This window comes from Methylobacterium sp. Leaf113 (assembly GCF_001423325.1).
In the GTDB taxonomy this organism is placed as follows: Bacteria; Pseudomonadota; Alphaproteobacteria; order Rhizobiales; family Beijerinckiaceae; genus Methylobacterium.
The window spans coordinates 1-22,434 of record NZ_LMNJ01000022.1; the positions used below are offsets into that span (position 1 = coordinate 1).

Here is a 22,434-nt window from a genome sequence, read left to right on the forward strand (position 1 = left end):
CACCATCAACGGCGGCGCCGGCAACGACATCATCACCGGTGGGCTCGGCGTCGACCTGCTGACGGGCGGGGCCGGAGCCGACCGCTTCGTCTTCAGCAAGGCGGATCTGGCCGGGACGGCCGGCCTGACGGGCACGGCCCTCGACCGGATCACCGATTTCGAGGGGGCCGGCGCCGCCGGCGGGGACACGCTGGTGTTCCGCGGCTTTGCCGCCGATGCCAACGTGGTCGAGATCGCCCGTCAAGGTACGCTGCACACCTACGAGATTCGCGAGCATGGCACGGCCGTCGGCCGCTTCACCGCCGCCCATGCCAATGGCACGCTGAAGTCCGGCGACTTCGTCTTCGAAGCCTCCGCGGAGACGCCCGTGGTCGCGGCTCCCCCCGTGCTGTCGAAGCCGCCCGTGGTCGTGGCTCCGCCCGTGCTGGCTGCGCCCTCGGCTGAGACGGGCGAGGCAGCCCGCGCAAGTGCCACGCCGACCCACACGATCAAGGCCAACAATGCCGTCAAGGCCCTAAGCGGCACGGCCGGGCACGACGACATCTGGGGCTGGGACAAGGGTGGTGCGGTCCTGACCGGCGGCACCGGCGACGACACCTATCACATCTGGCAATCGAGCGATCAGGTCGTCGAGGCGCCCGGCGGCGGCGTCGACACGGTCATCATTGCCTGGCGGGATTACACGCTTTCCGCCAATGTCGAGAACCTGATCTTCAGCAACGCCAAGAGCGGCACCGGCAACGGCCTCAACAACATGATCACCGGCGATGGCGGCGCCCAGACCCTCAACGGCAAGGCCGGCAACGACATCCTGACCGGCCGCGGCGGGGCAGATACCTTCATCATCGCCAAGGGCGAGGGCAGCGACATCATCACCGACTTCGCCTCCGGCGTGGACAAGGTCCGCATGGAGGGGGTCAACCTACACGGCTTCTCCGAGTTGAAGCTGGCAGCCAAGCAGGTCGGTTCGGACACCGTCATCGCGCTCGGCGGCGGCGAGACGCTGACCTTGCAGAACGTGGCGCTCACGAACCTCAAGGCCGGCGACTTCGCCCTGCCGGCGGACCCGTCGCATCCGGGCATGAAGCTGAGCTTCGCCGACGAGTTCAACACCCTCAGCGCCTCCGCGAACGGCAAAGGCACGGTGTGGAAGAGCGCGCTCGGCATCGGCAACGAGTACCGCACCTTGGAAGCCAACAGCGAGGCGCAGTACTACTCGGATAAATCCGTCGGTACGAACCCGTTCTCGGTCTCGGACGGCGTGCTCACGATCACGGCAGCTCCGGATCACGACGGCAACCCGCTGGGCCTGGCCTACACCTCGGGCGTGCTCACCACGGCCAAGTCGTTCGCCCAGACCTACGGCTACTTCGAGATGCGCGCCGAGCTGCCGGCGGGCCAGGGTATGTGGCCGGCCTTCTGGCTGATGAACGCGGCCAACAATGGACGGACCGAACTCGACGTCATGGAGCTTCTGGGCCATGACACGGACACCGCCTACGTGTCAGCCCATTCCAAGATCGGCGGTCACACCCTGACGAGCTTCCCCGTACAGACCGAGGATCTGACGGAAGGCTTCCACACCTTCGGGGTCGATTGGCAGAAGGACACGCTCAAGTGGTATATCGACGGGGCGAAAGTCGCCGAGATGGCGACACCACGCGATATGAATGAGCCGATGTACATGCTGGTCAACTTGGCCGTCGGCGACACCGGCAGTTGGCCGGGCAAGTACGACGCCTCCATGCCGACCGCCCAGATGAACGTCGACTACGTCCGGGTCTGGGCCAACGACGACCTGCTGTAAGATCCAGCTGGCTCGATTGAAGCGCTGATTTGCATCAGCCCGGCAGGCGTGTGGCTGCCGGGCTGAACGACACCGACCGCGTTCCGCATCCACGGCTCGGCAGCGTCTCACCTGCGCGAAGCAAGCGATCGACAGGCACCTTCTCCGCCGAATCTCAGGCCTCGTATCGGTGCAGAGCGCGCCAGGACCACCTCCGCACACATGACCGCCAAGATGAATGCGACGCGGTGGAACCGCAGCGCAGGCAGGATCCGGTGACCGTGGCGCCAGCCGAGACCGGCCCCGATTGGACGAGCCGTCGTCATGATGTTCGCAAGATCCAGAAAACACAAAAGCTCCGGACGCAGGTCCAGAGCTTCGGCCGTCTAAGGAAATTTGGTGGGTGCACAAGGGTTCGAACCTTGGACCCGCTGATTAAGAGTCAGCTGCTCTACCAACTGAGCTATGCACCCAACGCCTTGCGGCGGTCGCTGCGGCCCACCAAGTCCGCCGCGACGAGGGGGCTGATAGCAAAGGGCTCCGGAGGTGTCCACCCCCGGAGCGTTATTTTCTCGGCTAAACCGCCGCCGGGCTCTGGGCGTGCAGGCGAACGGCCGAGGCCGAGAGCTTGTTGAGGGCGGAGAGATAGGCCCGGGCCGAGGCCACCAGGGTGTCCGGGTCGGCGCCGCGCGCGGTGACGCTGCGTTCGCCGCTCTTCAGGCGAACCGAGACCTCGGCCTGGGCATCGGTGCCCTCCGTGACCGCGTGGACCTGATACAGCTCGAGGTCGGCCTCGTGCGGCACCAGGGCCTGGATCGCGTTGAAGACGGCATCGACCGGACCGTTGCCGTCGGCCTCCTCGGTGACCACGCGTCCCTCGATATCGAGCTTGAGGGTGGCGCGCTGCGGGCCGCGCGTACCCGCGATCACCGACAGGGACACGAGACGGATGCGGTGGTGCGCGGTCGCGAGGTTCTCATCGACCAGGGCCTCGATATCCTCGTCGTAGACATGCTTCTTGCGGTCGGCCAGGGCCTTGAAGCGCTCGAACACGTCCTGCATCTGGTTGTCGCTCAAACTCAGGCCGAGCTCTTCCAGCTTCGAGCGGAAGGCGGCGCGGCCCGAGTGCTTGCCCATCACCAGCGACGTCTTGGCGACGCCGACCGAGGCCGGGGTCATGATCTCGTAGGTCTCGGTGTGCTTGAGCATGCCGTCCTGGTGGATGCCGCTCTCATGGGCGAAGGCATTCCGGCCGACGATCGCCTTGTTGTACTGCACGGGGAAGTTCGTCGCGTGGCTGACCAGCTTCGAGGCGCGCGTCAGCATCGTCGACTCGATGCCGGTCTCGTAAGGCATCACGTCGCCACGGGTGCGGATCGCCATCACGATCTCCTCCAGGGCGGCGTTGCCGGCGCGCTCGCCGATGCCGTTGATGGTGCATTCCACCTGCCGTGCACCGCCCTCGAGCCCCGCCAGGGAATTGGCGATGGCGAGGCCGAGGTCATCGTGGCAATGCACCGAGAAGATCGCCTTGTCGGCGTTGGGCACGCGGTTTCGGACGTCCTGGAACATCCGGCGGTACTCGTCCGGCGTGGCGTAGCCCACCGTGTCGGGCAGGTTGATGGTGGTGGCGCCCGATCGGATCGCCGCCTCGACGCAGCGGCAGAGATAATCGATGGGCGTACGGGTCGCATCCATGGCCGACCATTCGACATCCTCGACAAGGTTGCGCGCCTGGGTCACGGTTTTCAGGATGATCTCCACCACCTCGTCCTCGGACTTGCGCATCTGGTGCGCGAGATGGATCGGCGATGTCGAGACGAAGGTGTGGATCCGTCCCCGGACAGCGTGGCGCACCGCCTCGCCCGCACGGGCGATGTCGGCCGGGATCGCCCGGGCGAGACCCGCGATCGTGGCGCGCTTGGCCCGGCGCGCAATCTCGGACACCGCCTCGAAGTCGCCATGCGAAGCGATCGGGAAGCCCGCCTCGATGATGTCGACGCCCATCGTGTCGAGGAGTTCGGCCACCGCCAGCTTCTCGTCGAGCGTCATGGTGGCGCCGGGGCATTGCTCGCCGTCGCGCAGGGTGGTGTCGAAGATGAGGACGCGGTCTTTGGGTGTGGAATCGGTCACGGAAGCGGTCATCGGAGGAATCCTGTCGCGGCGTGGCCCCGGACGGGCGCGGACGCCGGTGGTGTCGAGGGAGCCCGGGCGGTCAGCGCCGTCACGGGTCTCGCGGATGCGCTCCCCTGAGAGCCCAGGCGCACGCGCCCGGACGGCCCTCAGGGGCGGATAAGGAGACGCAGGAGGACAAGAGACGCGCGCGACCGAGCCGCCGCGGAAGCGGCGTCGGTGAAGCGGCGCGTGGAGCCGGCACTGGCCAAGGCTCGTCTCTCCCGAGGGGCAAGGGCGCGTCGACGGGGCGCGCGAACCGTTGCGAAGGCGGCTGTCGTAGACCCTGGGCCGCGGATTGACAAGGTTCGGGGCTGGCTGGGCAGGCCGCAAGCTGCGGCCGGGACGCAGGAATTTCGGTCGAAGGCAGCTCCGGGGCGGTTCTGGCGCTCGATCGCAGGCGATAACCACCACGATCGGATCGCTGCGCATTGCCGCCAGCGCAACTCTGCCTAGCTTGCCATTCGGGCCTCACACGGTCCGGCGGGCAAAACAGTCCGCTCACCCAAGAAAAAACATCAGGAAGGAACCCCCACCATGCTTCGGACGCTCACGCGCACCCTCGCGCTGCCCACCCTCGCGCTCCTCGCCGGCACCCTCCCAGGCTATGCCCTCGACGTCGCCAAATCCACCGAGGTCGCGGCGCCTCCGGCCAAGGTCTGGTCGACGATCGGGGATTTCTGCGGGATCGGCCAATGGCATCCGGCGATCGAGAAGTGTGTCCTGTCGCAGGAGGGCGGCAAGTCCCTCCGGACCCTCAGCCTGAAGGGCGGCGGTACCATCGTCGAATCGCAGACGGCCCGTGACGACAAGGCGATGTCCTACACTTACGCCATCGTCTCCGGCCCGTTGCCGGTCAGCGACTACAACTCCACTCTGTCGGTCATGCCGAAGGGCACGGGCTCGACGGTCAAGTGGACCGGCAGCTTCAAGGCGAAGGGCGCTCCGGACACCGTCGCGGTCGATGCCATCTCGGGCATCTACGAGTCCGGCCTGAAGGCGATCGCCGACAAGTCGAAATAACGGCGCCAGGTAACGGCGCCAAATAGCGGCAGGGCGACGCCTTCGCGCCGTCCTGCCGTGTTTTCCGCCTCCGGAGCTTCGCCGGGACGGAGCGGCATGCCGGATTGACCGGCCCTGCGAGGCAGCGCAGAACCGGCCCGGATCAAGCTGTGCCGTTTGCCGGCACCTTCGTTGTCAGGAGCCGCCGTGTCCCGCGTCAGCCTCGTCGTCGTCCTCGTCACCGCCGGCCTCGTCGGGGCCTGCAAGCCGACCGCCTCGGCCCCACCGGCCGCGGCCGTCGCCGCCGCTCCCGTGGTCGCCGCGCCTCTTCCACAGGGCAGTGGCTGCGGGCCGGCCATCGCCCGGACTCAGGCGGTGGTCGACAGCGATGTCGCGACCGGCAATCTCAACGCCCCCGTGGGCGAGCGCTTCAGCACCGACCTGCGCAATGCCGCGACGGCCTGTCAGGGTGGACGGGACCGGGAAGCGCTCGGTCTGCTCGCGGCCGCGAAGGCGCGCTACGGCTACCCGTAGGTCCCCGCGAAGGCGCCCTCCAGGTAGGCCCGCACGAAGGGGGGCATGCGGGTGGGATCGAGGTCGTCGCGCCCCCGCACGGTGACGAAGCCGGCGAGTTCCGGAGCTGCCTCGGCCCGGCGATGCGCTTCCATCCGGGCCAGCAGAGCATCCGCCTCCTCGGCGAAGCGGACCGGCCGCAGGAAGGCGCGCTGGCTCTCACCGCTGAGGAGAACCCACGCCTCCGCCGCGTCCGGGGCCAGGGCGATTCCCGTCTCTTCACGAAGCTCGCGGGCGGCGCTGCCGGCGAGATCGACCTCTCCGCCCGGGCGGATGTCGTCCCGGTCCGGCGTTCCACAGGCGAAGTAGATCTGGCCCGCATTGGCGGTGTGCGACCCCATGATGCCGAGGAGGGCCGCGCCGTCGGCGGTCCACGGCACGATGGCCGCGAAGGCGTTGGTCACTGCGGGATCGGGCGATCCGGCCAGCCGGAAGGCCAGGAACTGCGAGTAGGCGACCTCGAACAGGTCGATCTCGCAGCGATCCCCCGTGATGCGGCAGGCGCGGGCGAGGAGAACGCGCCCGTCGAACAGGCCGGACCGCTCCGCGCAGCGCCGCGCCCAGGTGGCGGCGATGGTCTCGGCATTGTCGCGGGCCCAGGCCCAGTCATGCGCCACCAGCCGCGCTTCGAGGTGGCGCAGCCGCGTCCACGTGAAGGAATCAGACAAGCAGGGTTCCCTCGCTGACCAGCACGGCGCTGCCGCTGATCTCCACCGAGCGCAGGGCGCCGGCCTCGATGCAGAGTTGCACCCCGATGGTGCTCGGGCGGCCCATCGCGACGCCCTGGGTCAGGACGAGGTCGTGCTCGCCCTCGCCGAGGGGCTCGAACTGCATCATCACCCCCGCGAAGGCCGCCGCCGCCGACCCCGTCGCCGGGTCCTCCGCCACGCCCAGATGAGGCGCGAACATCCGGGCCTGGTAGCGATGTCCGAGCCCCTCCGGGTCGGGCGTGTAGCAGTAGAGCGCCGCGGCCGGTCCCAGGGCCGCGAGCGCGCTCGACACCACGCGTGCGCGCCCGAGGGCTTCGCGGCTCGCCAGCGGCACGAACAGGAAGCCCGGTCCGGCCCCGTGGCGGCTCGGGGCATGACGTTGGAAGCCGATCTCGGCGGGCTCCAGGCCGAGCGCGGCGGCGACCGCGTCCGGCTCCGGGCCATCGCCCAGGAACTCGGGCAGGACCGGCATCTTGAACCGGCCGGTGCCGCGTCCCTCCCCCGGCACGATCACACAGGCCAGGGTCCCGAGCGTGGTTTCGAGCCCGAAGGCCAGCGCGTCGGTCAGGCCGGCCCTTCGGTCGCGGAGCGCCAGCAGCACAGCCGTGCCGAGGGTGGGGTGCCCCGCGAAGGGCAATTCGGTGGCGGGTGTGAAGATGCGCAGGCGGGCCCGGTGGCGCGACGCCTCGGGCGGCAGCACGAACACCGTCTCGGACAGGTTGAACTCGCCCGCGAGGGCCTGCATGGCGGCCGTGTCCAAACCCTCGGCATCCAGCACCACCGCCAAGGGGTTGCCGGCGAGGGCGGTGTCGGTGAACACGTCGAGGGTCACGAAGCGGCGCGTCATGGTGGGGATCTCCGAACGGGGGGCGATACAACCCTGGAGGGTCTTGCCTAGACCGCCTTACCTTAACCGTCTTGGCTCAACCGTCTCGCGTCAACCGTCTTGGCTAGACCGTCTTGGCTAACCCGTCTTGGCTAGACCGTCTCCACCGGGAACGTCTCGCTCGGCGTGACGAACTCGTCCTGCGCGGCCACCGTCAGGATCTCGCGCGAGCCGGCCTCGGCCGTCCGCCGAAGCAGTCCGTAGACCGACGCCCCCGCCAGCCCGAGGGCCTCGGCCGCCGAGCCGGTGCGGGCATAATGCACCAGGAACAGGGCCGCGATGGCGTCGCCGGCCCCATTGACGTCGAGATGCAGGCGCGGCGTGCGCAGCCGCCAGAACCGCCCGCCCTCCCCGGCCATCAGGTCGATGGCGTCGGCGGGGGTGTCGTCGGTGATCAGCGACGTAACGAGCACGACCCGGGGGCCGAGGGCCTGCACCGAGGCCACCGCGCGCTTGGCCTGCGCCAGGGTCCCGGTCGGCAGGCCCGAGAGGTGATTCAGCTCGAACTGGTTCGGGGTCACGATGTCGGCGGCGGGAACCGCCTGGTCGCGCATGAATTCCGGGATGCCAGGGCGCACGTAGATGCCCCGATCGGTATCGCCCATCACGGGATCGCAGGCATAGAGCGCCTTCGGGTTAAGCGCCCGCACCGAGGCCACCGCCCGCACGATGGCGGTGCCGATGTCGGCCGAGCCCATGTAGCCCGACAGGACGCCGTCGCAGGTGCCGAGCACCCCGCGCTCCGCGATGCCGGCGACGAGATCCTCGATCGCGGGTCCGTCGAACACCCGGCCGCGCCAGGCGCCGTAGCCGGTGTGGTTGGAGAACTGAACCGTGTGGATCGGCCAGACTTCGACACCGAGGCGCTGCATCGGAAACACCGCGGACGCGTTGCCGACATGGCCGAAGGCGACGTGCGACTGAATCGAGAGGATGTTCAAACCGTTTTCTCCCAAAGACGCGCGCCGAAGGATCGGTCGTGCCAGCCATTACCGCAAGGTCTCCCGCCTTCGCACCCTCCTTCGTCTGACCCCGGCTTGCCCCGGCACAGGGCTTTCGCCACAGCGGCGCAACCGGTCCGGTCCGCATTCGGGGTCAGGGCTCCGACCCGCGCCCTACACACTCAGCCATGATGGATTTCCGGACGACATGGATTTCGAAGCCCTCCGCACCAGCACCCTTGCCTTCGTGGAGGCGAATCAGGGATGGACGCCGCTCATCGTCGGCGTCCTCGCCTTCTGCGAATCCCTGGCCTTCCTGTCGCTGCTGGTGCCCGCCACCTTCCTGCTTCTCGGCATCGGGGCCCTGATGGGCTCGGTCGGCATCCCGTTCTGGCCGGTAATGCTGGCCGGCGCCTTCGGCGCAGCCCTGGGCGACTGGGTCTCCTACGAATTCGGGCACTACTACAAGGAGGGCGCCAAGCAGATGTGGCCGATGCGACGCTACCCCGCGCTCGTCGATCGCGCCGAAAACTTCTGCCGCAAATGGGGCGCGGGCGGCATCCTGATCGGGCGCTTCATCGGCCCGGCCCGCGCCGTGGTGCCCCTCATCGCCGGGGTGTTCGGCGTCAAACGCCTGCCGTTCCAGATCGCCAACGTGACCTCGGCCCTGGCCTGGGCCTTCCTGATGCTGGCCCCAGGCGCCGGCCTGCTCGCCTACTTCAAGGGCTGAGCGCCATGCGGTGCTTTCCACCCGAGCGCATCGTCTGCCTGACGGAGGAGACGGTCGAGACCCTGTACCTGCTGGGACAGGAGGACCGCATCGTCGGGGTCTCGGGCTATGCGGTGCGGCCGGCGCGGGTGCGCCGCGAGAAGCCACGGGTCTCGGCCTTCACCTCGGCCGACCTGCCGAAGATCCTGGCCCTCAGCCCCGATCTCGTGCTCGCCTTCTCCGATCTGCAGGCGGAGATCGTGGCCGACCTGGCCCGGGCCGGCATCGCCGTGCACCTGTTCAACCAGCGCGACCTGCCCGGCTGCCTCGCCATGATCCGCACCGTCGGTGCCCTGGTGGGCGTGCCTGGCGACGCCGACGCCCTGGCCACGCGCCTCGCCGAGCGGATCGACTGCGTCGCCCGGGAGAGCGTCGGCCGGCCGCGGCCGCGCGTGTATTTCGAGGAATGGGACGCGCCGATGATTTCCGGGATCGGCTGGGTCTCGGACCTGATCGCGCAGGCGGGCGGCGACGATGTCTTCGCAGACCTCAGCCGGGAACCGGCGGCCAAGGATCGGATCGTCACCGCGGAGGCGGTGATCGCCGCGCGGCCGGACGTGATCCTCGCCTCCTGGTGCGGCAAGCGCGTGAACCCGGATCGTATCCGCGCCCGCCCCGGTTGGGACGCGATCCCCGCCGTCGCGGCCGGCCGCATCCACGAAATCAAATCGCCGCTGATCCTGCAGCCGGGTCCGGCCGCGCTCACCGACGGATTCGATGCGATCCGGGCGGCCCTGCACGCCTCGGACGTTCTGACCGTCGGGTGATGCTCGGCGGGTGATGCTTAGCGGGTGATGCTTGGCGCCGATGCCCGCGCAACGGGGTCGCAGGTGACAAGCCGCGCGGCGGCTGATTTCCTGTGGTCGATCCCGATTCGGGACAAATTCCCGATCCATCAGAGCCGTATGTCAGCAGCCCTCGCGACCGTCCTCCTTCCGCCCGACCGGCGTCAGTCGGCCACCGCGCTCCAGGTCCAGCGCGGCGTCCGGCGTCTGTTCGCCGAACTCGGCCACGTCACCATTCCGGAATTTTCCCTGGCGAACGGTCGGCGCGCCGACATCATCGCCCTGTGCCCGGCCGGGCGCCTGACCATCGTGGAGATCAAGTCGAGCGTGGCCGATTTTCGTGCCGATCGGAAATGGCCGGATTACCGCGACTATTGCGACCGCTTCTACTTCGCCATCCCCGAGACGCTCTCCACCACCCTGACGCCGGAGGAGGCCGGCCTCATCGTCGCCGATGCCTTCGGGGCAGCCATCCTGCGCGATCCCGCCGACCATCCCCTGAGCGGTCCCCGGCGCAAAGCCGTGACCCTGCGCTTCGCCCACAACGCGGCGCGCCTGCTGCACGCCCTGGCCGATCCCGGCGCGATCCGCGAAGGCGCCCTCTGAGATCCCGTTCGCCGGATCGCCGGCGATGATGCTCTCCCGCGGATCACTGCCGTCGGCGCGCTGTCGAGCCCCGCCATTCCTGGCGTCACGGGTTGCGAGAGGTGCGGGACCTCGTCCGGGCCAGGGCGACGCAGAGTTGCGGCCGAACCGTGCCACCTGCGAGACGCGCGGTTCGGAGTTGTTATGACGCCGCGGACGCACAGGGTGCTAAGCCCCCGCGATCCCTCCAATCGATCGTCCCGTCATGCGCATTCCGTCCCGTCGCCGTCCGAACCTGGGTGACCCCACCATCCTGCGCCGCCTCCAGGCGGCTTCGGGACGCCGCTCGCTGGTGCTTCATCTCGTCATCGTCCTGGTGCTGCTCGCCACCGCGCAGGGCTATGACGGATCGAACCACTCGGCCCATCACTGGGTCGGCCTCAGCATCTACGCGCTGTTCTCCCTCGGCCTCGGTCTCGCCGACTGGCGCGCGAGCCAGGGCGACCGGGCGGGCGAGCGCACGACCGAATGGCTGGCCTGGACGGCAACGCTGCTCAATGCCGGCGTGGCCCTGTTCCTTCTCGTCGAGCACATGCTGGTCGGCGCGGTGGAGACCGAGGAGACTGCCACGGCCGTCAGCCGTCTGCCGGCTTTCCTCCTGCTGCTCCAGACCGGGCTCAGCATGCGGGTGTGGCACACGGCGGCCTTCTCAGGGCTGGTGGGCCTGGGGTGGGGCCTCACCCTCCTGTTCGCCTTCCTGGTCCCCGAGAGCGCGCTGCTCGGCCCGCACGTGACCTTCGAGGAGGAAGTGCCCGGCCTCCTGACCTTCCTGGCCGCCAGCCTCGTGGTGATCGACGGGGTGCGGCGCCTCCAGGCGGCGGTGACCACGGCCCTGCGCATGGAGCGGGAGCGCACCAGCCTCGCGCGCTTCGTGCCCCGCCGGGTCGCGGGCGCCCTCGCCGAGAGCGGCGGCGGGCTCGGCACCGTACAATCCCGCCACGCCTGCCTGTTCGGCCTCGACCTGCGCGGCTTCTCGGCCTTCTCGCGCAACCACGCGCAGGAGGAGGTGGTGCGGGCGCTGCTCGACATGCGCGCCCTGACCCATGTGGCCGTCACCGAGCATGGCGGCATCGTCGACAAGTACGTCGGCGACGGCATCCTGGCCCAGTTCATCGTCGGACGCCCCCAGGCCCAGGCTCAGGCGGCCCTCGCCTGCGGCCGGACCATCCTGGCGCGCCTCGCGCGCCTGAACGTGGAGCGTCGCGACGAGGGCCGTCCCGTCCTGCGCATCACCCTGGCGCTGCATGCCGGCGAGGTCCTGGTCGGCGTCTTCGACGACGGGCACCGGGCCGAATTCACCGTGCTGGGGACGCCGATGAACCGCCTCGCCCGGATCGAGGCGCGGGCCAAGGCCGCAGATCTGTCCGTCGCGGCCTCGGACGACGTGATCCGCCTGCTGAGCCCGACCACCCTGGCGACGCTGCGGCTCTCGGCCATGCCGCCCTCGGATTGTCGCGACACCCGCGACATGCGGCTCTTTGCGGTGTCGTGGGCCGATGACGCGGATGCCCCGGAGACCGAGCCCGCCCTCCCGTCCGTCGCCTGAGGCAGCGGCCAGACAGCCGCCGCCCAGGTTTGCGTCAGGCCGCGTGTCCGGTCGTCATCACCCGGGCGCTCGGGGCGTCGGCGACCGGAAGCGACGCGCCGTCCGCGAGGCCCACGAAGCGCGACTGCGCGCCGTCATAGGCCAGGACCTCGCCGGTCTCGATCTCGAAGAACCAGCCGTGCAGGCGCAATTCGCCCTTGGCGAGGCCGGCGGCGACGCTCGGATGCGTGCGCAGATGGTTGAGCTGGACCACGACGTTCTCGAGCGCCAGGACCCGCGCATGGGTCTTGGGGTCGAGATCGGCCGGATAGGCCTCGCAGACGATCTTCTGAGCGGCGTGGCTGTGGCGCAGCCAGGCGGCGACGCTCGGCATCGCCTCCAGGGCCTTGGTATCGGCCAAACCCTTCATCGCCCCGCAATCCGAATGGCCGCAGATCACGATGTCCTTCACCCCCAGCGCCACCACGGCGTACTCGATGGCCGAGGAGACACCGCCGTTCACCTGCGAGAACGGAGGCACGATGTTGCCGGCGTTGCGGCACACGAACAGGTCGCCGGGGCCGGCCTGGGTGATGTGCTCGGGCGAGACGCGGGAATCCGCGCAGGCGATGAACAGCGCCTGAGGCTGCTGCCCGTCGCGGACCAGCTGGCGATACATTGCCTCCTGCCCGGGGAAGACGTTGCCGCGAAACTGCGAAATGCCCTGGATGAGCGTGTCCATACCTGTTCCTTCCCTGGTGATGGCCTTGCCCGACGCGCCGAGGCGCCGGGATGCAAGCCTGTGAGATTCAAGCCGGTGAGATTCAAGCCGGTGAGATGCGAGGCGCCGAGAGGCAGGCACGAGCGGACGATGCGCGCCTGCATCCGTTCGACCCCGCTGCGTTCTCTCGGTGATGCAAGAAGAACAGATTAGGTCGCAACATCGCGACGGAAAGTGTAGAACTGCACAAGTATAGAGATTTATTTTAATCCATTCGTCCCATCGCCCGGGTGCGCGGCGGCACGACTTCGGCGATCAGACGGAAATACACTGGGATTAACTACCCTTCGGCAGCCTGCGCAAAGACCCGGATCTGCCTCACGCGGGGAACGAACCGTGTGTCCCGACAGACGAAACCCTCCGTGGCTTTCCGCGCCAAGGAGGGTTTGATGGTCGATCGGTGCTTGAGGATCCGCGATCGATTTTGGCGATCCCGGCCGGCCCGATGTCCTCAGCCCGAGAACGAGCCGAAGCCCTCGAAGGCGGTCGGCTTGATCAGGGCGGAATCCGGTGCCGGACGTTCGATGCCGGCCGAATTCGGCGGCGGGGTGTCAGCTTGGGCAGGCTTGGGCTCCGGGCCCGTCCGCGTGTCGGGAACGGGTGGCCAGATCGGACGATCCGGCTTCACTGTCTGTGTCATCGATGCACCTCTCGGCATGACGCGAGAACGCCACTTGGAATACGGTATACCAACAACTTTGCAAGGGGATGGTTCGCGGAGGCCAACTGGTCTCGGCGCGCGTCCCAATGCGGGATCAGCCCTCCGCCGTGTCGGGCTGCCCGGTTTTCATGCCGCCCATCGGGTCGGTTTCATCCGGGTCGGACGCGTCCTCGCCGGTCCGACCCTGCGGGGTCAGGCGTGGTCCGTCGATGGCTCCCGCGATCCCCCCGGTCCGCGCGGCCTGCTCGGCGTTTTCGGTTCCGGGCCGCTCCATCGGCTCACCCGGAGCGTCCCGGACCGCGCCGCTGACGGTATCGCGCGGACCGGTGGCGAGCGATTCGGACGATGTCGTACGTGTGTCGGCCATGGCTGAAGGTCCTCCTGCCTCGTGAACGCTCCGCCGGCCGGACCTGTTCTGGAAGCACCGATAACCGCGTGCCGGTGCTCCCTGGGTGTCAGGTGCCGCAGAAGGTGCGCAGCACCCGCTCGTGCGGCTGGGGCGGCTCGGCATAGGCCGCGAAGGCAGGCTGGTCGTCGTAGGGCTTGGCCAGCACCGTCACGAGTTCGTGGAAGGGGCCGAAATCGTCGCGGGCGATCGCCGCCTCGATGACGGCTTCGACCCGGTGGTTGCGCGGGATGAAGGCGGGATTGACCCGGTTCATCGCGGCCCGGCGCGTTTCGGGGTCCATCGGTTCGGCGGCGAGCCGCTCGCGCCAACGCACCGCCCAGGCGTCGTAGGCCCCGGGATCGTCGAACAGGGTGCGCAGGCCAGCGTCACCCTCCGGTCCGAGGGCGGCCTCGCCGAGGCGGCGGAACGTCAGGGTGAAATCTGCGTGGTTCGCGCCCATGATCTCCAGCAGCGCCCGGCCGAGGTCCTTGTCGGCCTCCTCCGCACGGGTCAGGCCGAGCTTGGCCCGCAGGCCACCGTAATACGCTGCCTCGAAGCGCGGCCCGAAGGCCCCGAGGAGATCCTGCGCCACTGCGACACCGTCCTCCGTCTCGCGGGCGAGCAGGGGCAGCAGGGCCTCGGCCAGACGGGTGAGGTTCCAGTGCAGGATGCCGGGCTGATTGCCGTAGGCGTAGCGGCCGTTCTCGTCGATCGCGCTGAAGACGGCGGACGGGTCGTAGGCGTCGAGGAAGGCGCAGGGGCCGAAATCGATGGTCTCTCCAGAGACCGCGCAATTGTCGGTGTTCATCACCCCGTGGATGAAGCCGACCAGGAGCCAGCGCGCGACGAGATCCGCCTGCCGCTCGACCACCCGCGTGAGCAGGGCCTGATAGGGATTGTCGGCTTGCGCCAGTTCCGGATAGTGCCGGCCGATGACGTGATCGGCGAGATCGCGCACCCCGTCGACATCGCCCCGCATGGCGAAGAACTGGAAGGTGCCCACGCGGATGTGGCTGGTGGCCACCCGGGTCAGGACACCACCGGGCAGGACCGTCTCGCGCATCACGGAATCGCCGGTGAGCACGGCCGCCAGGGCGCGGGTGCTGGGAATGCCGAGCGCCGCCATGGCCTCGCTGACCACGTATTCCCGCAGCACCGGACCGAGGGCGGCCCGGCCGTCACCCCGCCGCGAGAACGGGGTCGGGCCCGACCCTTTAAGCTGGATATCGCGCCGGATGCCGTCGCGGCCGACCACCTCACCGAGCAGGATGGCCCGGCCGTCGCCGAGCTGCGGCACGCGGTTGCCGAACTGGTGGCCCGCATAGGCCATGGCGAGCGGCTCGGCGCCCTCCGGCACCCGGTTGCCCGCCAGCACCGCGACACCGTCCGGGCTGGCGAGCCAATCGGGATCGATACCGAGCAGGGCGGCCAGTTCGGCGTTCACCCGGATGAGCCGGGGCGCGGCGACCGGCGTCGGCGCGACTTCGGCGAAGAAGCGCTCCGGCAGGCGCGCGTAGGTGTTGGCGAAGGGAATGGCGGAGGGAATGGCGGAGGGAATGGCGGAGGGAATGGCGGAGGAGGTAGCGGGTGTCATCGAAGGGGTGATCCCGTGTGGGGCGCGGCGGCCATGTCGATCCCCGAGCTGGGGTCTGGCAGCCCGCAAGGCAAATCCTGCGCGGCGACGTTCATGGGGTATGGCTCCGGTCAGTTGTCCCGACCAGAGGGATCACGGTGCCTTCGGAGAGGCGGCGCCACCCTGATCTCGGCGCTCGGCGTCGAAAATCCCGGCAGCGGGTGTGGTAGCGATGAGCCGATGCGAAGCGCCAATCCGGACCGCAGGAGCCGTTATGCCGGACAACGCGGCCCGTCCACGGCGGGTTCAGCGGCGCCCCGCGCCCTCCGGCGAGACCAGACCCGCCGCCGCAGCATCGAGCGACCGCCGATGACGACGGCGGACAGGGCGAAACCCGCCAGGAGATCCGGCAGATAATGTCCGCCGGCCCCCAGGGTCGCCACCATGATCACGGCGTTGAGCAGGATCGCCAGCGGGCCGACGACCGGAACCGGCGCCAGCGCCCAGGCGGTCAGGGCGGCGAGGCAGACATGGAAGGACGGAAAGGTCACGAGGCCCCGGATGTCCCCGAGGGCCAGGGTGTGCAGGGTGCCGGCCCTCAGGTGCTCCAGCGCGTCGAGGTGCCAGAGCGCCCCCATGGTCTCGATCGACCCGTCCGGGTCGGTCGGAAGGCCGTACTGCACGAAGGGACCGGCGGCCGGCACCAGGGCGGCGATCAACACCACGGCGACGAGCAGGACGGTGAACATCCGGACATAGGCCCAGAGCCGACCGAGGCGGCAGGTGGCGGCGAGCACGATCACCGTCAGCCCCACCTGCGGGCCGCTGGTGTGGTAGGCGAGCGCCAGCCACCAGGCGAGGCGCGGATGCGCCTGCAGAAAGGCGAGATAGGCCGGCCAGTCGAAGCCGAGCGCGACCTCCGTGCGCGCCAGGCGGGCATCGGCGAGCGGCAGGGCCCAGGTGGCGGTGAGGTAGTGCAGCAACGCGATCGGCAGCGTCACGGCGATCAGACAGGCACTTGCGAGGGCCATGGCCCGCAGCTTCGGTTCGGACAGGATCGGCCCGAACAGGAAGGCCAGAGCGAGCAGCGCCCCGACAAGCCCCGCCGCCACGGTGAATCCCTGCGGCGCCACGGCGATCCCGAGCCGGCGCAGCCAGAGCGCGTCGAGAAGCGCGACCGCGCCAGCGAGTCCCCAGAGACCGGGATGCGGCGCCGCCAGGGCCGCGGCGAACCGGTTGATCCGCCCGACCGGCGTCTCGAGACGGGAGCGGACGAAACGGGTCGGGGCCAGGAACACCGGAACGACATCGGCACGCCACCGGCGCGCGCCGCGCACGGGCATCGAGATCGGTGTTGCGTCGCTCACACGGGGTCCTTCGCGGTTCGTCGAAGCCGGAACTCGGCTTTGTGCCGGTTTGTTGCCCGGCATCGTTCCTTTTCCCGTACCGATCCTCGCGACCCCGAGCCGTGGCCCCACCGATGGTCCGCCCGTGACCCGCATCGCCTTCCTGGATTTCGAGGCTTCGTCGCTGGCCAGGACCAGCTATCCGATCGAGGTCGCCTGGGTCTTCGCGGACGGGCCTTCGGAGAGCTACCTGATCCGCCCGGCCCCAGGCTGGACCGATTGGTCCCCGGAGGCGGAGCGGGTCCACGGCCTGGAGCGCGCGCGCCTGATCCGGGAGGGCGTGGCTCACGACTGGGTGGCACTGCACATGCTGACCACTTTGCGCGACGTCGCCCTCTATGCCTCGGCGCCGTCCTGGGACGGCCAATGGCTGAGCCGGCTCCTGCGCGCGTCCGGCCTGCCCCGGCACGCCCTCCGGCTCAGGGCGACCCGGGAGGCGCAGCGCAGCGCCATCCTGGACGTGCTGGCCCAGGGCGGCATCCCGCTCCCGTCGCGCGACGGCATCGCGGGCAAGCTGCTCGCGGACCTGCGCCGGGACGCGCAGGCCGACCCCGCCCCGGACCATCGCGCCCTGTCGGATGCGCGGCGCGAGTGCCGGCGCTGGGAACGGGCGCGGTCCCTGGCCGAGGCCACGATCCGCGCGGCTGAGCCGGGTTTTGCCGACTGAGCCGTTTCAGGCCGCCCCGAGATAGGCGGCCTCCAGGCCGGCATCGGCGCCGAGTTCGGCCGCCGTCCCCGCGGTGACGACCCGGCCCTGCTCCAGCACGTAGCCCCGATCCGCCACCGTCAGGGCGAGAGCCGCCATCTGGTCGACGATCAGGATGGTCACACCCTGGTCCCGCAGGTCCGCCACCACGGCGTAGAGGGCGTTGATCATCGCCGGCGCGAGACCGAGGGAGGGCTCGTCGAGGAGGAGGATGCGCGGCTGCGCCATCATCCCGCGGGCGATCGCCAGCATCTGCTGTTCGCCTCCCGAGAGGAGGCCGGCCCGGCTCGTTGCCCGGTCGCGCAGACGGGGGAACCGGGTGAGCAGCGCCTCGATCTCGGCCGGGTCGATCGGCGCCTTGCGGCCATGCGCCCCGAGGCGGATGTTCTCGATGACGGTGAGTTCGGGAAATACCTGCCGGCCCTCGGGCACCAGGGCGAGGCCGAGGCGGGCGATGGCATGGGCCGGCAGGTGCGCGATGCTGCGGTCCTCCAGGACGATCCGGCCCTCCACCGGCCGGAGCAGCCCGGCGAGCGCCCGCATGGTGGTCGACTTGCCGGCGCCGTTGGCGCCCAGGAGCGCCACGGTCTCGCCGGGGCGGACCTCGACGCTGACGCCGTCGAGGACCGGGGCGGCGCCATAGCCGGCGGTGAGGCCCAGGGTCGAGAGCACCGCGTCGGCCGGGGGCGTCCATGCGGCCGCGCGGGGCCGCGCCGGCGTGTCGGCGCCGCCCAGATAGGCGCGGATCACCGCCGGGTCGCGACGGATCGCGGCCGGGGTCCCCTGCGCGATCGGCCGCCCGGCATCCATGACCAGGATGGCGTCGGAAACGCTCATGACGAGGGGCATGTCGTGCTCGACCAGCACCACGGCGATGCCCTGCCCGGCGATCCGGCGCAGGAGCCCGCCGAGCACATCAGTGTCGGCCCGGGTCAGGCCGGCGGCGGGCTCGTCGAGGAGGAGGATGCGGGGCCGGCCGGCGAGCGCCCGGGCGATCTCCACGAGGCGGCGGTCGACATGCGGCAGTTCGGATGCGGGCCGGTCCGGAGCGCCCGCATAGCCGACGAAATCCAGCAGGGTCGCGGCCGCGGCGCGATCCCGGGCACGGGTGCGCCGCCACAGGCGCCCCGGGTCGAGGGCCAGGGCCACGTTGTCGAGAACGCTGAGCGAACCGAACAGGCGCGTGGTCTGGTAGGTGCGGGCGATGCCGGCCCGGGCGATGACGTGGGCCGGAGCGCCGGCGAGGTCGCGCCCTCCGAGGCGGATCGTCCCGGCCTGAGGACGGTAGAACCCCGAGATCATGTTGAGCACGGTGGTCTTGCCGGCGCCGTTGGGGCCGATGAGGCTCGTCACCGCCCCGGCCTCGGCCCTCACCGAGACGCCCTCCGCCGCGCGGATGCCGCCGAAGCTGATGCCGATGCCCTCGACCACCAGGGCCTCGGCCGCGCGCTGCCCGATCAGTTGCCCGAAATCCGTGGCCGGCGGGACGGTACCGGCGCGCGGCCGCGGCAGCAGCCGGGCCGCGCTGCCGACGATCCCCGAGGGCACCAGCCACAAAACCACCAGGGTGGCGAGGCCGAAGAACAGCAGCCGGTACTCGGCGAGCCCCGCCAGGGTCTCGGGCAGCAGCACGGTGACGAGGGCACCCAGCAGCGGCCCGAGCACGGTACCGGCCCCGCCGACCACCACGGAGAGCACGAACAGGATCGACTGCGAGAACGGGAAGGAGCTTGGGGCGATGAAAAGCATCAACGGCGGCAGCACAGCCCCGGCGAGCCCCGTCAGCGCGGCCGAGATTGCGAAGGCCAGGGTCTTCACCCGCACCGGGTCGAAGCCCAGGGACGCGGCCGCCACGTCGGCATCGCGCACCGCCCGCATGGCCCGGCCGAGGCGGCTGCGGGCGAGGCGGTGGAAGCCGTAGAGGCTCAGGCCTGCGCCCAGCACGGCGAGGCAAGCCAGCTCGCGCTCGGCGAAGGGAACTCCGAACAGGCTCGGCCCGGTGGTGACCACGAGGCCGTTCTGGCCACCGGTGAGCGACCCGCCCTCGATCAGGGCGTGCTCGATGATGAAGCCGAACGCGATGGTGACCATCGCGAGGTAAGGCCCCTTCACCCGCATCGCCGGCACCGCCAGCCCGGCCCCGACCAGGCCCGAGAGCAGGCCCGCGGCCGGAACCGCGAGCCAGAAGCTCAGGCCGGCCCCGGTCAGGATCGCGCTCGCATAGGCGCCGATGGCGTAGAAGCCGGCATGGCCGAAGGAGATCAGCCCGGTCAGCCCGAGGAGGACGTTGAGCCCGGTTCCCGCCACGGTGGTGAGCGCCACCAGGGCGATGACGAAGTGGCTGTAGCCGCCCGTCAGTCCCACCAGGGCGAGGCCCGCCAGGGTCAGGGCCAGGATGGCGACCGGCATCGCACCCGGGGCGCGCAAGATGTGCATCGGGCTCAGACCTTGTTGATCGCGGCGCGGCCGAGGAGCCCGTCGGGACGCAGCGCCAGGGCGACGATGATCACCGAGAACACCACGAGCTGGGTGTAGGTGGAGCCGAGGGTCGCGGTGACGCCGGCCTCGACGAGGCCGTAGAGCAGGCCCGCCAGCACCACGCCGGTGGCCGAGCCGATGCCACCCAGGATCGCCACCGCGAAGGCCTTGATCCCGAACAATGCGCCCATCTCGGCCGAGACCGAGAACAGCGGCGCGATGAGGAGGCCGGCCGCCCCGGCGAGCAGGGCCGAGAGCGCGAAGGCGCAGGCGACCGTGCGCCGGACGTCGATGCCCATCAGACGGGCGGCGTCGGAATTCTGCGCCACCGCCAGCAGCACCCGGCCGAGATCGGTGCGGCGGAACAGGGTCTGGATCGCCGCAGCGACCGAGAGGCCGACGACGGGAATGAGGAGCTGGAGCGGGTAGATGCCGGTGCCGAGGATTTCCACCGGCGTCACCGCAAGCGACGAGGGCAGGCTGCGCGGCTCCTTGCCGAAGGTGAACAGCATCGCGTTGTCGAGGACGATGCCGCCCGCCACGGTGGCGAGCAGCCAGGCATCCGAACCCTTCTCGACGAAGGGCCGCACCAGCAGCCGCTCGACCACGAGGCCGAGGACGGCGCAGCCCAGCAGAGCCCCGAGGATCGCCACCGGCATCGGCCAGCCGAGGGTAACGCCGAGCGCGTAGCCGAGCACGGCCCCGAGCGTGACGGCGCTGCCCTGTGCGAAGTTCACCGTGCCGGAGACCGCGTAGGTGATGTGGAAGCCGAGCGCCACCAGCCCGTACATGCTGCCGAGGCCGAGGCCGGTGATGAGGGTGCTGGCGAGCATCGGCGCGGCGCCTTCAGTTCGTGACGGCGACGATCTCGCCATCCTTGAAGCGGGTGAAGACGTAGTCCTGCGGCCCGAGGGCGTCGTGCTGCCCGGGCGCGAAGGGCTTGTCGTAGGTCTTGATCAGGCCCGGATAGGCCGCGACCTTGTAGAAGCCGTCGCGCACCTCCGGTCCCTTGGTCGAACCGGCGGCCTTGATCGCCAGGGCGAGCAGGTGGATAGCGTCGTAGGCGTTGGCGATGCCCACCGCCGGGGTGACGTCGGCCATCGACTTGATCGCCGGATACTTCTTCTTCAGCGCCTCGAGCACGGCCAGCGCCTTCGGGGCGCTGTTGCCCGCGAAGGTGAAGGTCTGGATGAAATGGACCTTCGCGGCGCTCGGCCCGGCAAGCTCGTCGAAGCGTCCGCCGGCCGGCCCCCAATGCGAGACCACCGGCACGCTCCAGCCCATCCGGTCGAGGGACTTCACCACCTGGGCCGAGGGGCCGACATTGCCGACGAGGAACAGGGTGTCGGCGCCGGCCTCCCGCAGGCGGGTGAGCTGGGGCACCATGTCGAGGTCGGCGGCCTCGTACTTCTCGATGCCGGCGGCCGGCAGGTTGGCGGCCTTCAGCGCCGCCGTCAGGCCCTGCTGGTTCGACTCGCCCCAGGCGTTGTTGACCAGGATCATCCCGGGCTTCTTCGCCCCGTGAGTCTTCACCGCGTAGGCCACCAGCGCCTCGTCCACCAGGGCATCCACCGCCGAGACCCGGAAGGCGTAGTTGTCGGCGGCCCCGTTGCGGGTGATGCCGGTGCCGGCGGCCCAGGGGCCGAGGAACGGCACCTTCATCTGGTTGGCGATGGGCACCAGCGCCATCGAGACCGGCGTGTCGAGACCGCCGACCAGCGCCACCACGCCGACCCGCTGGATCAGCTCCCGGGCGGCGAGCACGCCTTTCGACGGGTTGGCCTCGTCGTCGCGCGCCACCAGCTCCAGGGGCCGCCCGAGCACGCCGCCACCGGCGTTGATCTCGTCGATGGCGAGGCCGATGCCGCGGGAGATCGCCTCGCCGGATTTCGCCGACTGTCCGCTCAGCGCCGTGACGAGGCCGATCCGGATCGGCTCCGCGGCCCGCGCCGCACCGGCGAGGGGCAGCCCCAGGAGCAGGCAGGCGCCGAGCGCGAGGCGGCGGGTCAAGGGCGGCGTCGATCGGCGGGGCATCGGGTCTCTCCGGCTGGCAATTTGGCAACCCGTCCGCAACCGCCATGCCATCGGGCACACCGCTGACATCGCTGGGAAATTCTCGGGGCTGTCCGCGTCGGTGCCTCACGATGCGCCAAAGTGCATACAGTTGTTGCATGCACTTTGGCGGCATTTGCGTCAGGTTTGGCGACGCCTCGGAGACCCGACCATGCCCGATACCTCCCTCACTCAAGACATCACCGCGCGCGACGCGGCCAACGTCACCGCCTATCTCGAAGCCTCGATGGTGCCGGACCCCGAGCGGGCCGCGACCTACATGGCACCGGGCATCAGCATCGTGTTCACGGGGGCCCGCACCTTCGCGCATCCGCGCGAGGTCACCGCTTTCAATGCCGGGCGCTACGCCTGGGTGAAGAAGCGGATGGAGCGCCTCGACGTGGTGCCGGGCGATGGCGTCACCACGGTCTACAGCCTCGGCACGCTCTACGGTGCCTGGCCGGACGGGACGCCGTTCGAGGGCAACCGCTACGTCGACCGGTTCACGGTGCGGGACGGTCTGATCGTGACCATGGAGGTCTGGAACGACAGCGCCGAGCGGCTGCTCACCCGCGCCGGCCTCGACACCTGAGCC

At 70.0% G+C, this 22,434-nt stretch carries 21 protein-coding genes and 1 tRNA gene; 9 read left to right on the forward strand and 13 right to left on the reverse strand.

The window, feature by feature from the left end; translation table 11 throughout:
- The coding region (locus tag ASF60_RS26030) for a family 16 glycosylhydrolase (RefSeq protein WP_082507957.1) at positions 1-1,807 on the forward strand (1,807 nt) is incomplete at its 5' end.
- Positions 1,808-2,183: 376 nt separating this feature from the next.
- Here ASF60_RS26030 and ASF60_RS13820 read toward each other — a convergent pair.
- Both ASF60_RS13820 and ASF60_RS13825 read right to left on the reverse strand, forming a co-directional pair.
- Positions 2,184-2,259: transfer RNA gene (locus tag ASF60_RS13820), tRNA-Lys, on the reverse strand.
- 103 nt (positions 2,260-2,362) lie between these two features.
- On the reverse strand, positions 2,363-3,931 hold the full coding sequence (locus ASF60_RS13825) for a 2-isopropylmalate synthase (protein WP_056185756.1): 1,569 nt from the start codon (positions 3,929-3,931) through the stop codon (positions 2,363-2,365).
- A 564-nt stretch (positions 3,932-4,495) separates the two neighbouring features.
- Here ASF60_RS13825 and ASF60_RS13830 point away from each other — a divergent pair.
- Both ASF60_RS13830 and ASF60_RS13835 read left to right on the forward strand, forming a co-directional pair.
- The gene (locus ASF60_RS13830) at positions 4,496-4,981 is read left to right on the forward strand and encodes an SRPBCC family protein (RefSeq protein WP_056185758.1); all 486 of its coding nucleotides are present in this window, start codon (positions 4,496-4,498) and stop codon (positions 4,979-4,981) included.
- Positions 4,982-5,167: 186 nt separating this feature from the next.
- On the forward strand, positions 5,168-5,494 hold the full coding sequence (locus ASF60_RS13835; protein ID WP_056185762.1) for a hypothetical protein: 327 nt from the start codon (positions 5,168-5,170) through the stop codon (positions 5,492-5,494).
- On the opposite strand, the gene ASF60_RS13840 is transcribed toward ASF60_RS13835, so the two are convergent.
- From ASF60_RS13840 to pdxY, 3 genes are all read right to left on the reverse strand, one after another.
- On the reverse strand, positions 5,485-6,201 hold the full coding sequence (locus ASF60_RS13840; protein WP_056185763.1) for an NUDIX hydrolase: 717 nt from the start codon (positions 6,199-6,201) through the stop codon (positions 5,485-5,487). The genes ASF60_RS13835 and ASF60_RS13840 overlap by 10 nt on opposite strands.
- The gene (locus tag ASF60_RS13845; RefSeq protein ID WP_056185766.1) at positions 6,194-7,090 is read right to left on the reverse strand and encodes a PhzF family phenazine biosynthesis protein; all 897 of its coding nucleotides are present in this window, start codon (positions 7,088-7,090) and stop codon (positions 6,194-6,196) included. The genes ASF60_RS13840 and ASF60_RS13845 overlap by 8 nt, the downstream gene beginning before the upstream one ends.
- A 131-nt stretch (positions 7,091-7,221) precedes the next feature.
- On the reverse strand, positions 7,222-8,070 hold the full coding sequence (gene pdxY, locus ASF60_RS13850) for a pyridoxal kinase PdxY (RefSeq protein ID WP_056185769.1): 849 nt from the start codon (positions 8,068-8,070) through the stop codon (positions 7,222-7,224).
- Positions 8,071-8,278: 208 nt separating this feature from the next.
- Between pdxY and ASF60_RS13855 the strand changes: the two genes are divergently transcribed.
- The 4 genes from ASF60_RS13855 to ASF60_RS13870 all read left to right on the forward strand — a co-directional run bounded on the left by ASF60_RS13855 (position 8,279) and on the right by ASF60_RS13870 (position 11,815).
- Positions 8,279-8,800, forward strand: a complete 522-nt coding sequence (locus ASF60_RS13855) for a DedA family protein (protein ID WP_056185772.1) — start codon at positions 8,279-8,281, stop codon at positions 8,798-8,800.
- Between the two features lie 5 nt (positions 8,801-8,805).
- Positions 8,806-9,606 (forward strand): cobalamin-binding protein, encoded by an 801-nt coding sequence (locus ASF60_RS13860; RefSeq protein ID WP_056185775.1) that lies wholly within the window; start codon positions 8,806-8,808, stop codon positions 9,604-9,606.
- Positions 9,607-9,744: 138 nt separating this feature from the next.
- Positions 9,745-10,230, forward strand: a complete 486-nt coding sequence (locus ASF60_RS13865) for an MmcB family DNA repair protein (protein WP_056185847.1) — start codon at positions 9,745-9,747, stop codon at positions 10,228-10,230.
- A 244-nt stretch (positions 10,231-10,474) separates the two neighbouring features.
- Positions 10,475-11,815 (forward strand): adenylate/guanylate cyclase domain-containing protein, encoded by a 1,341-nt coding sequence (locus ASF60_RS13870; RefSeq protein WP_082507958.1) that lies wholly within the window; start codon positions 10,475-10,477, stop codon positions 11,813-11,815.
- Positions 11,816-11,849: 34 nt separating this feature from the next.
- Here the strand turns inward: ASF60_RS13870 and ASF60_RS13875 are convergent, their stop codons facing one another.
- The 5 genes from ASF60_RS13875 to ASF60_RS13890 form a co-directional block, all read right to left on the reverse strand.
- The gene (locus ASF60_RS13875) at positions 11,850-12,536 is read right to left on the reverse strand and encodes a carbonic anhydrase (RefSeq protein ID WP_056185778.1); all 687 of its coding nucleotides are present in this window, start codon (positions 12,534-12,536) and stop codon (positions 11,850-11,852) included.
- A gap of 490 nt (positions 12,537-13,026) precedes the next feature.
- A complete protein-coding gene (locus ASF60_RS24505; protein WP_056484833.1) occupies positions 13,027-13,215 on the reverse strand; it encodes a hypothetical protein in 189 nt (62 codons plus the stop codon).
- Between the two features lie 115 nt (positions 13,216-13,330).
- Positions 13,331-13,603 carry a hypothetical protein gene (locus tag ASF60_RS13880; protein ID WP_244478435.1) on the reverse strand — a complete coding sequence of 91 codons (273 nt, stop codon included), beginning with the start codon at positions 13,601-13,603 and terminating at the stop codon, positions 13,331-13,333.
- An 88-nt stretch (positions 13,604-13,691) separates the two neighbouring features.
- Entirely contained in the window at positions 13,692-15,218 is a 1,527-nt protein-coding gene (locus ASF60_RS13885) for a protein adenylyltransferase SelO (protein WP_056185781.1), read from the reverse strand.
- A gap of 251 nt (positions 15,219-15,469) precedes the next feature.
- Positions 15,470-16,564 carry a phosphatase PAP2 family protein gene (locus tag ASF60_RS13890; RefSeq protein WP_244478432.1) on the reverse strand — a complete coding sequence of 365 codons (1,095 nt, stop codon included), beginning with the start codon at positions 16,562-16,564 and terminating at the stop codon, positions 15,470-15,472.
- 124 nt (positions 16,565-16,688) lie between these two features.
- Between ASF60_RS13890 and ASF60_RS13895 the strand changes: the two genes are divergently transcribed.
- Positions 16,689-17,270 carry a 3'-5' exonuclease gene (locus ASF60_RS13895; RefSeq protein ID WP_244478433.1) on the forward strand — a complete coding sequence of 194 codons (582 nt, stop codon included), beginning with the start codon at positions 16,689-16,691 and terminating at the stop codon, positions 17,268-17,270.
- Positions 17,271-17,276: 6 nt separating this feature from the next.
- Here the strand turns inward: ASF60_RS13895 and ASF60_RS13900 are convergent, their stop codons facing one another.
- Genes ASF60_RS13900 through ASF60_RS13910 form a run of 3 tightly spaced genes read right to left on the reverse strand, consistent with a single transcriptional unit; the run spans position 17,277 to position 21,821 of the window.
- Entirely contained in the window at positions 17,277-19,745 is a 2,469-nt protein-coding gene (locus ASF60_RS13900) for a branched-chain amino acid ABC transporter ATP-binding protein/permease (RefSeq protein ID WP_056185787.1), read from the reverse strand.
- Between the two features lie 5 nt (positions 19,746-19,750).
- On the reverse strand, positions 19,751-20,620 hold the full coding sequence (locus ASF60_RS13905; RefSeq protein WP_056185791.1) for a branched-chain amino acid ABC transporter permease: 870 nt from the start codon (positions 20,618-20,620) through the stop codon (positions 19,751-19,753).
- A gap of 13 nt (positions 20,621-20,633) precedes the next feature.
- Positions 20,634-21,821: an ABC transporter substrate-binding protein gene (locus ASF60_RS13910; protein WP_056185793.1), complete on the reverse strand. Its 1,188-nt coding sequence runs from the start codon at positions 21,819-21,821 to the stop codon at positions 20,634-20,636.
- A 190-nt stretch (positions 21,822-22,011) separates the two neighbouring features.
- Here ASF60_RS13910 and ASF60_RS13915 point away from each other — a divergent pair, with 190 nt between their 5' ends.
- Entirely contained in the window at positions 22,012-22,431 is a 420-nt protein-coding gene (locus ASF60_RS13915; protein ID WP_056185796.1) for a nuclear transport factor 2 family protein, read from the forward strand.
- The last annotated feature ends 3 nt before the right edge of the window (positions 22,432-22,434 follow it).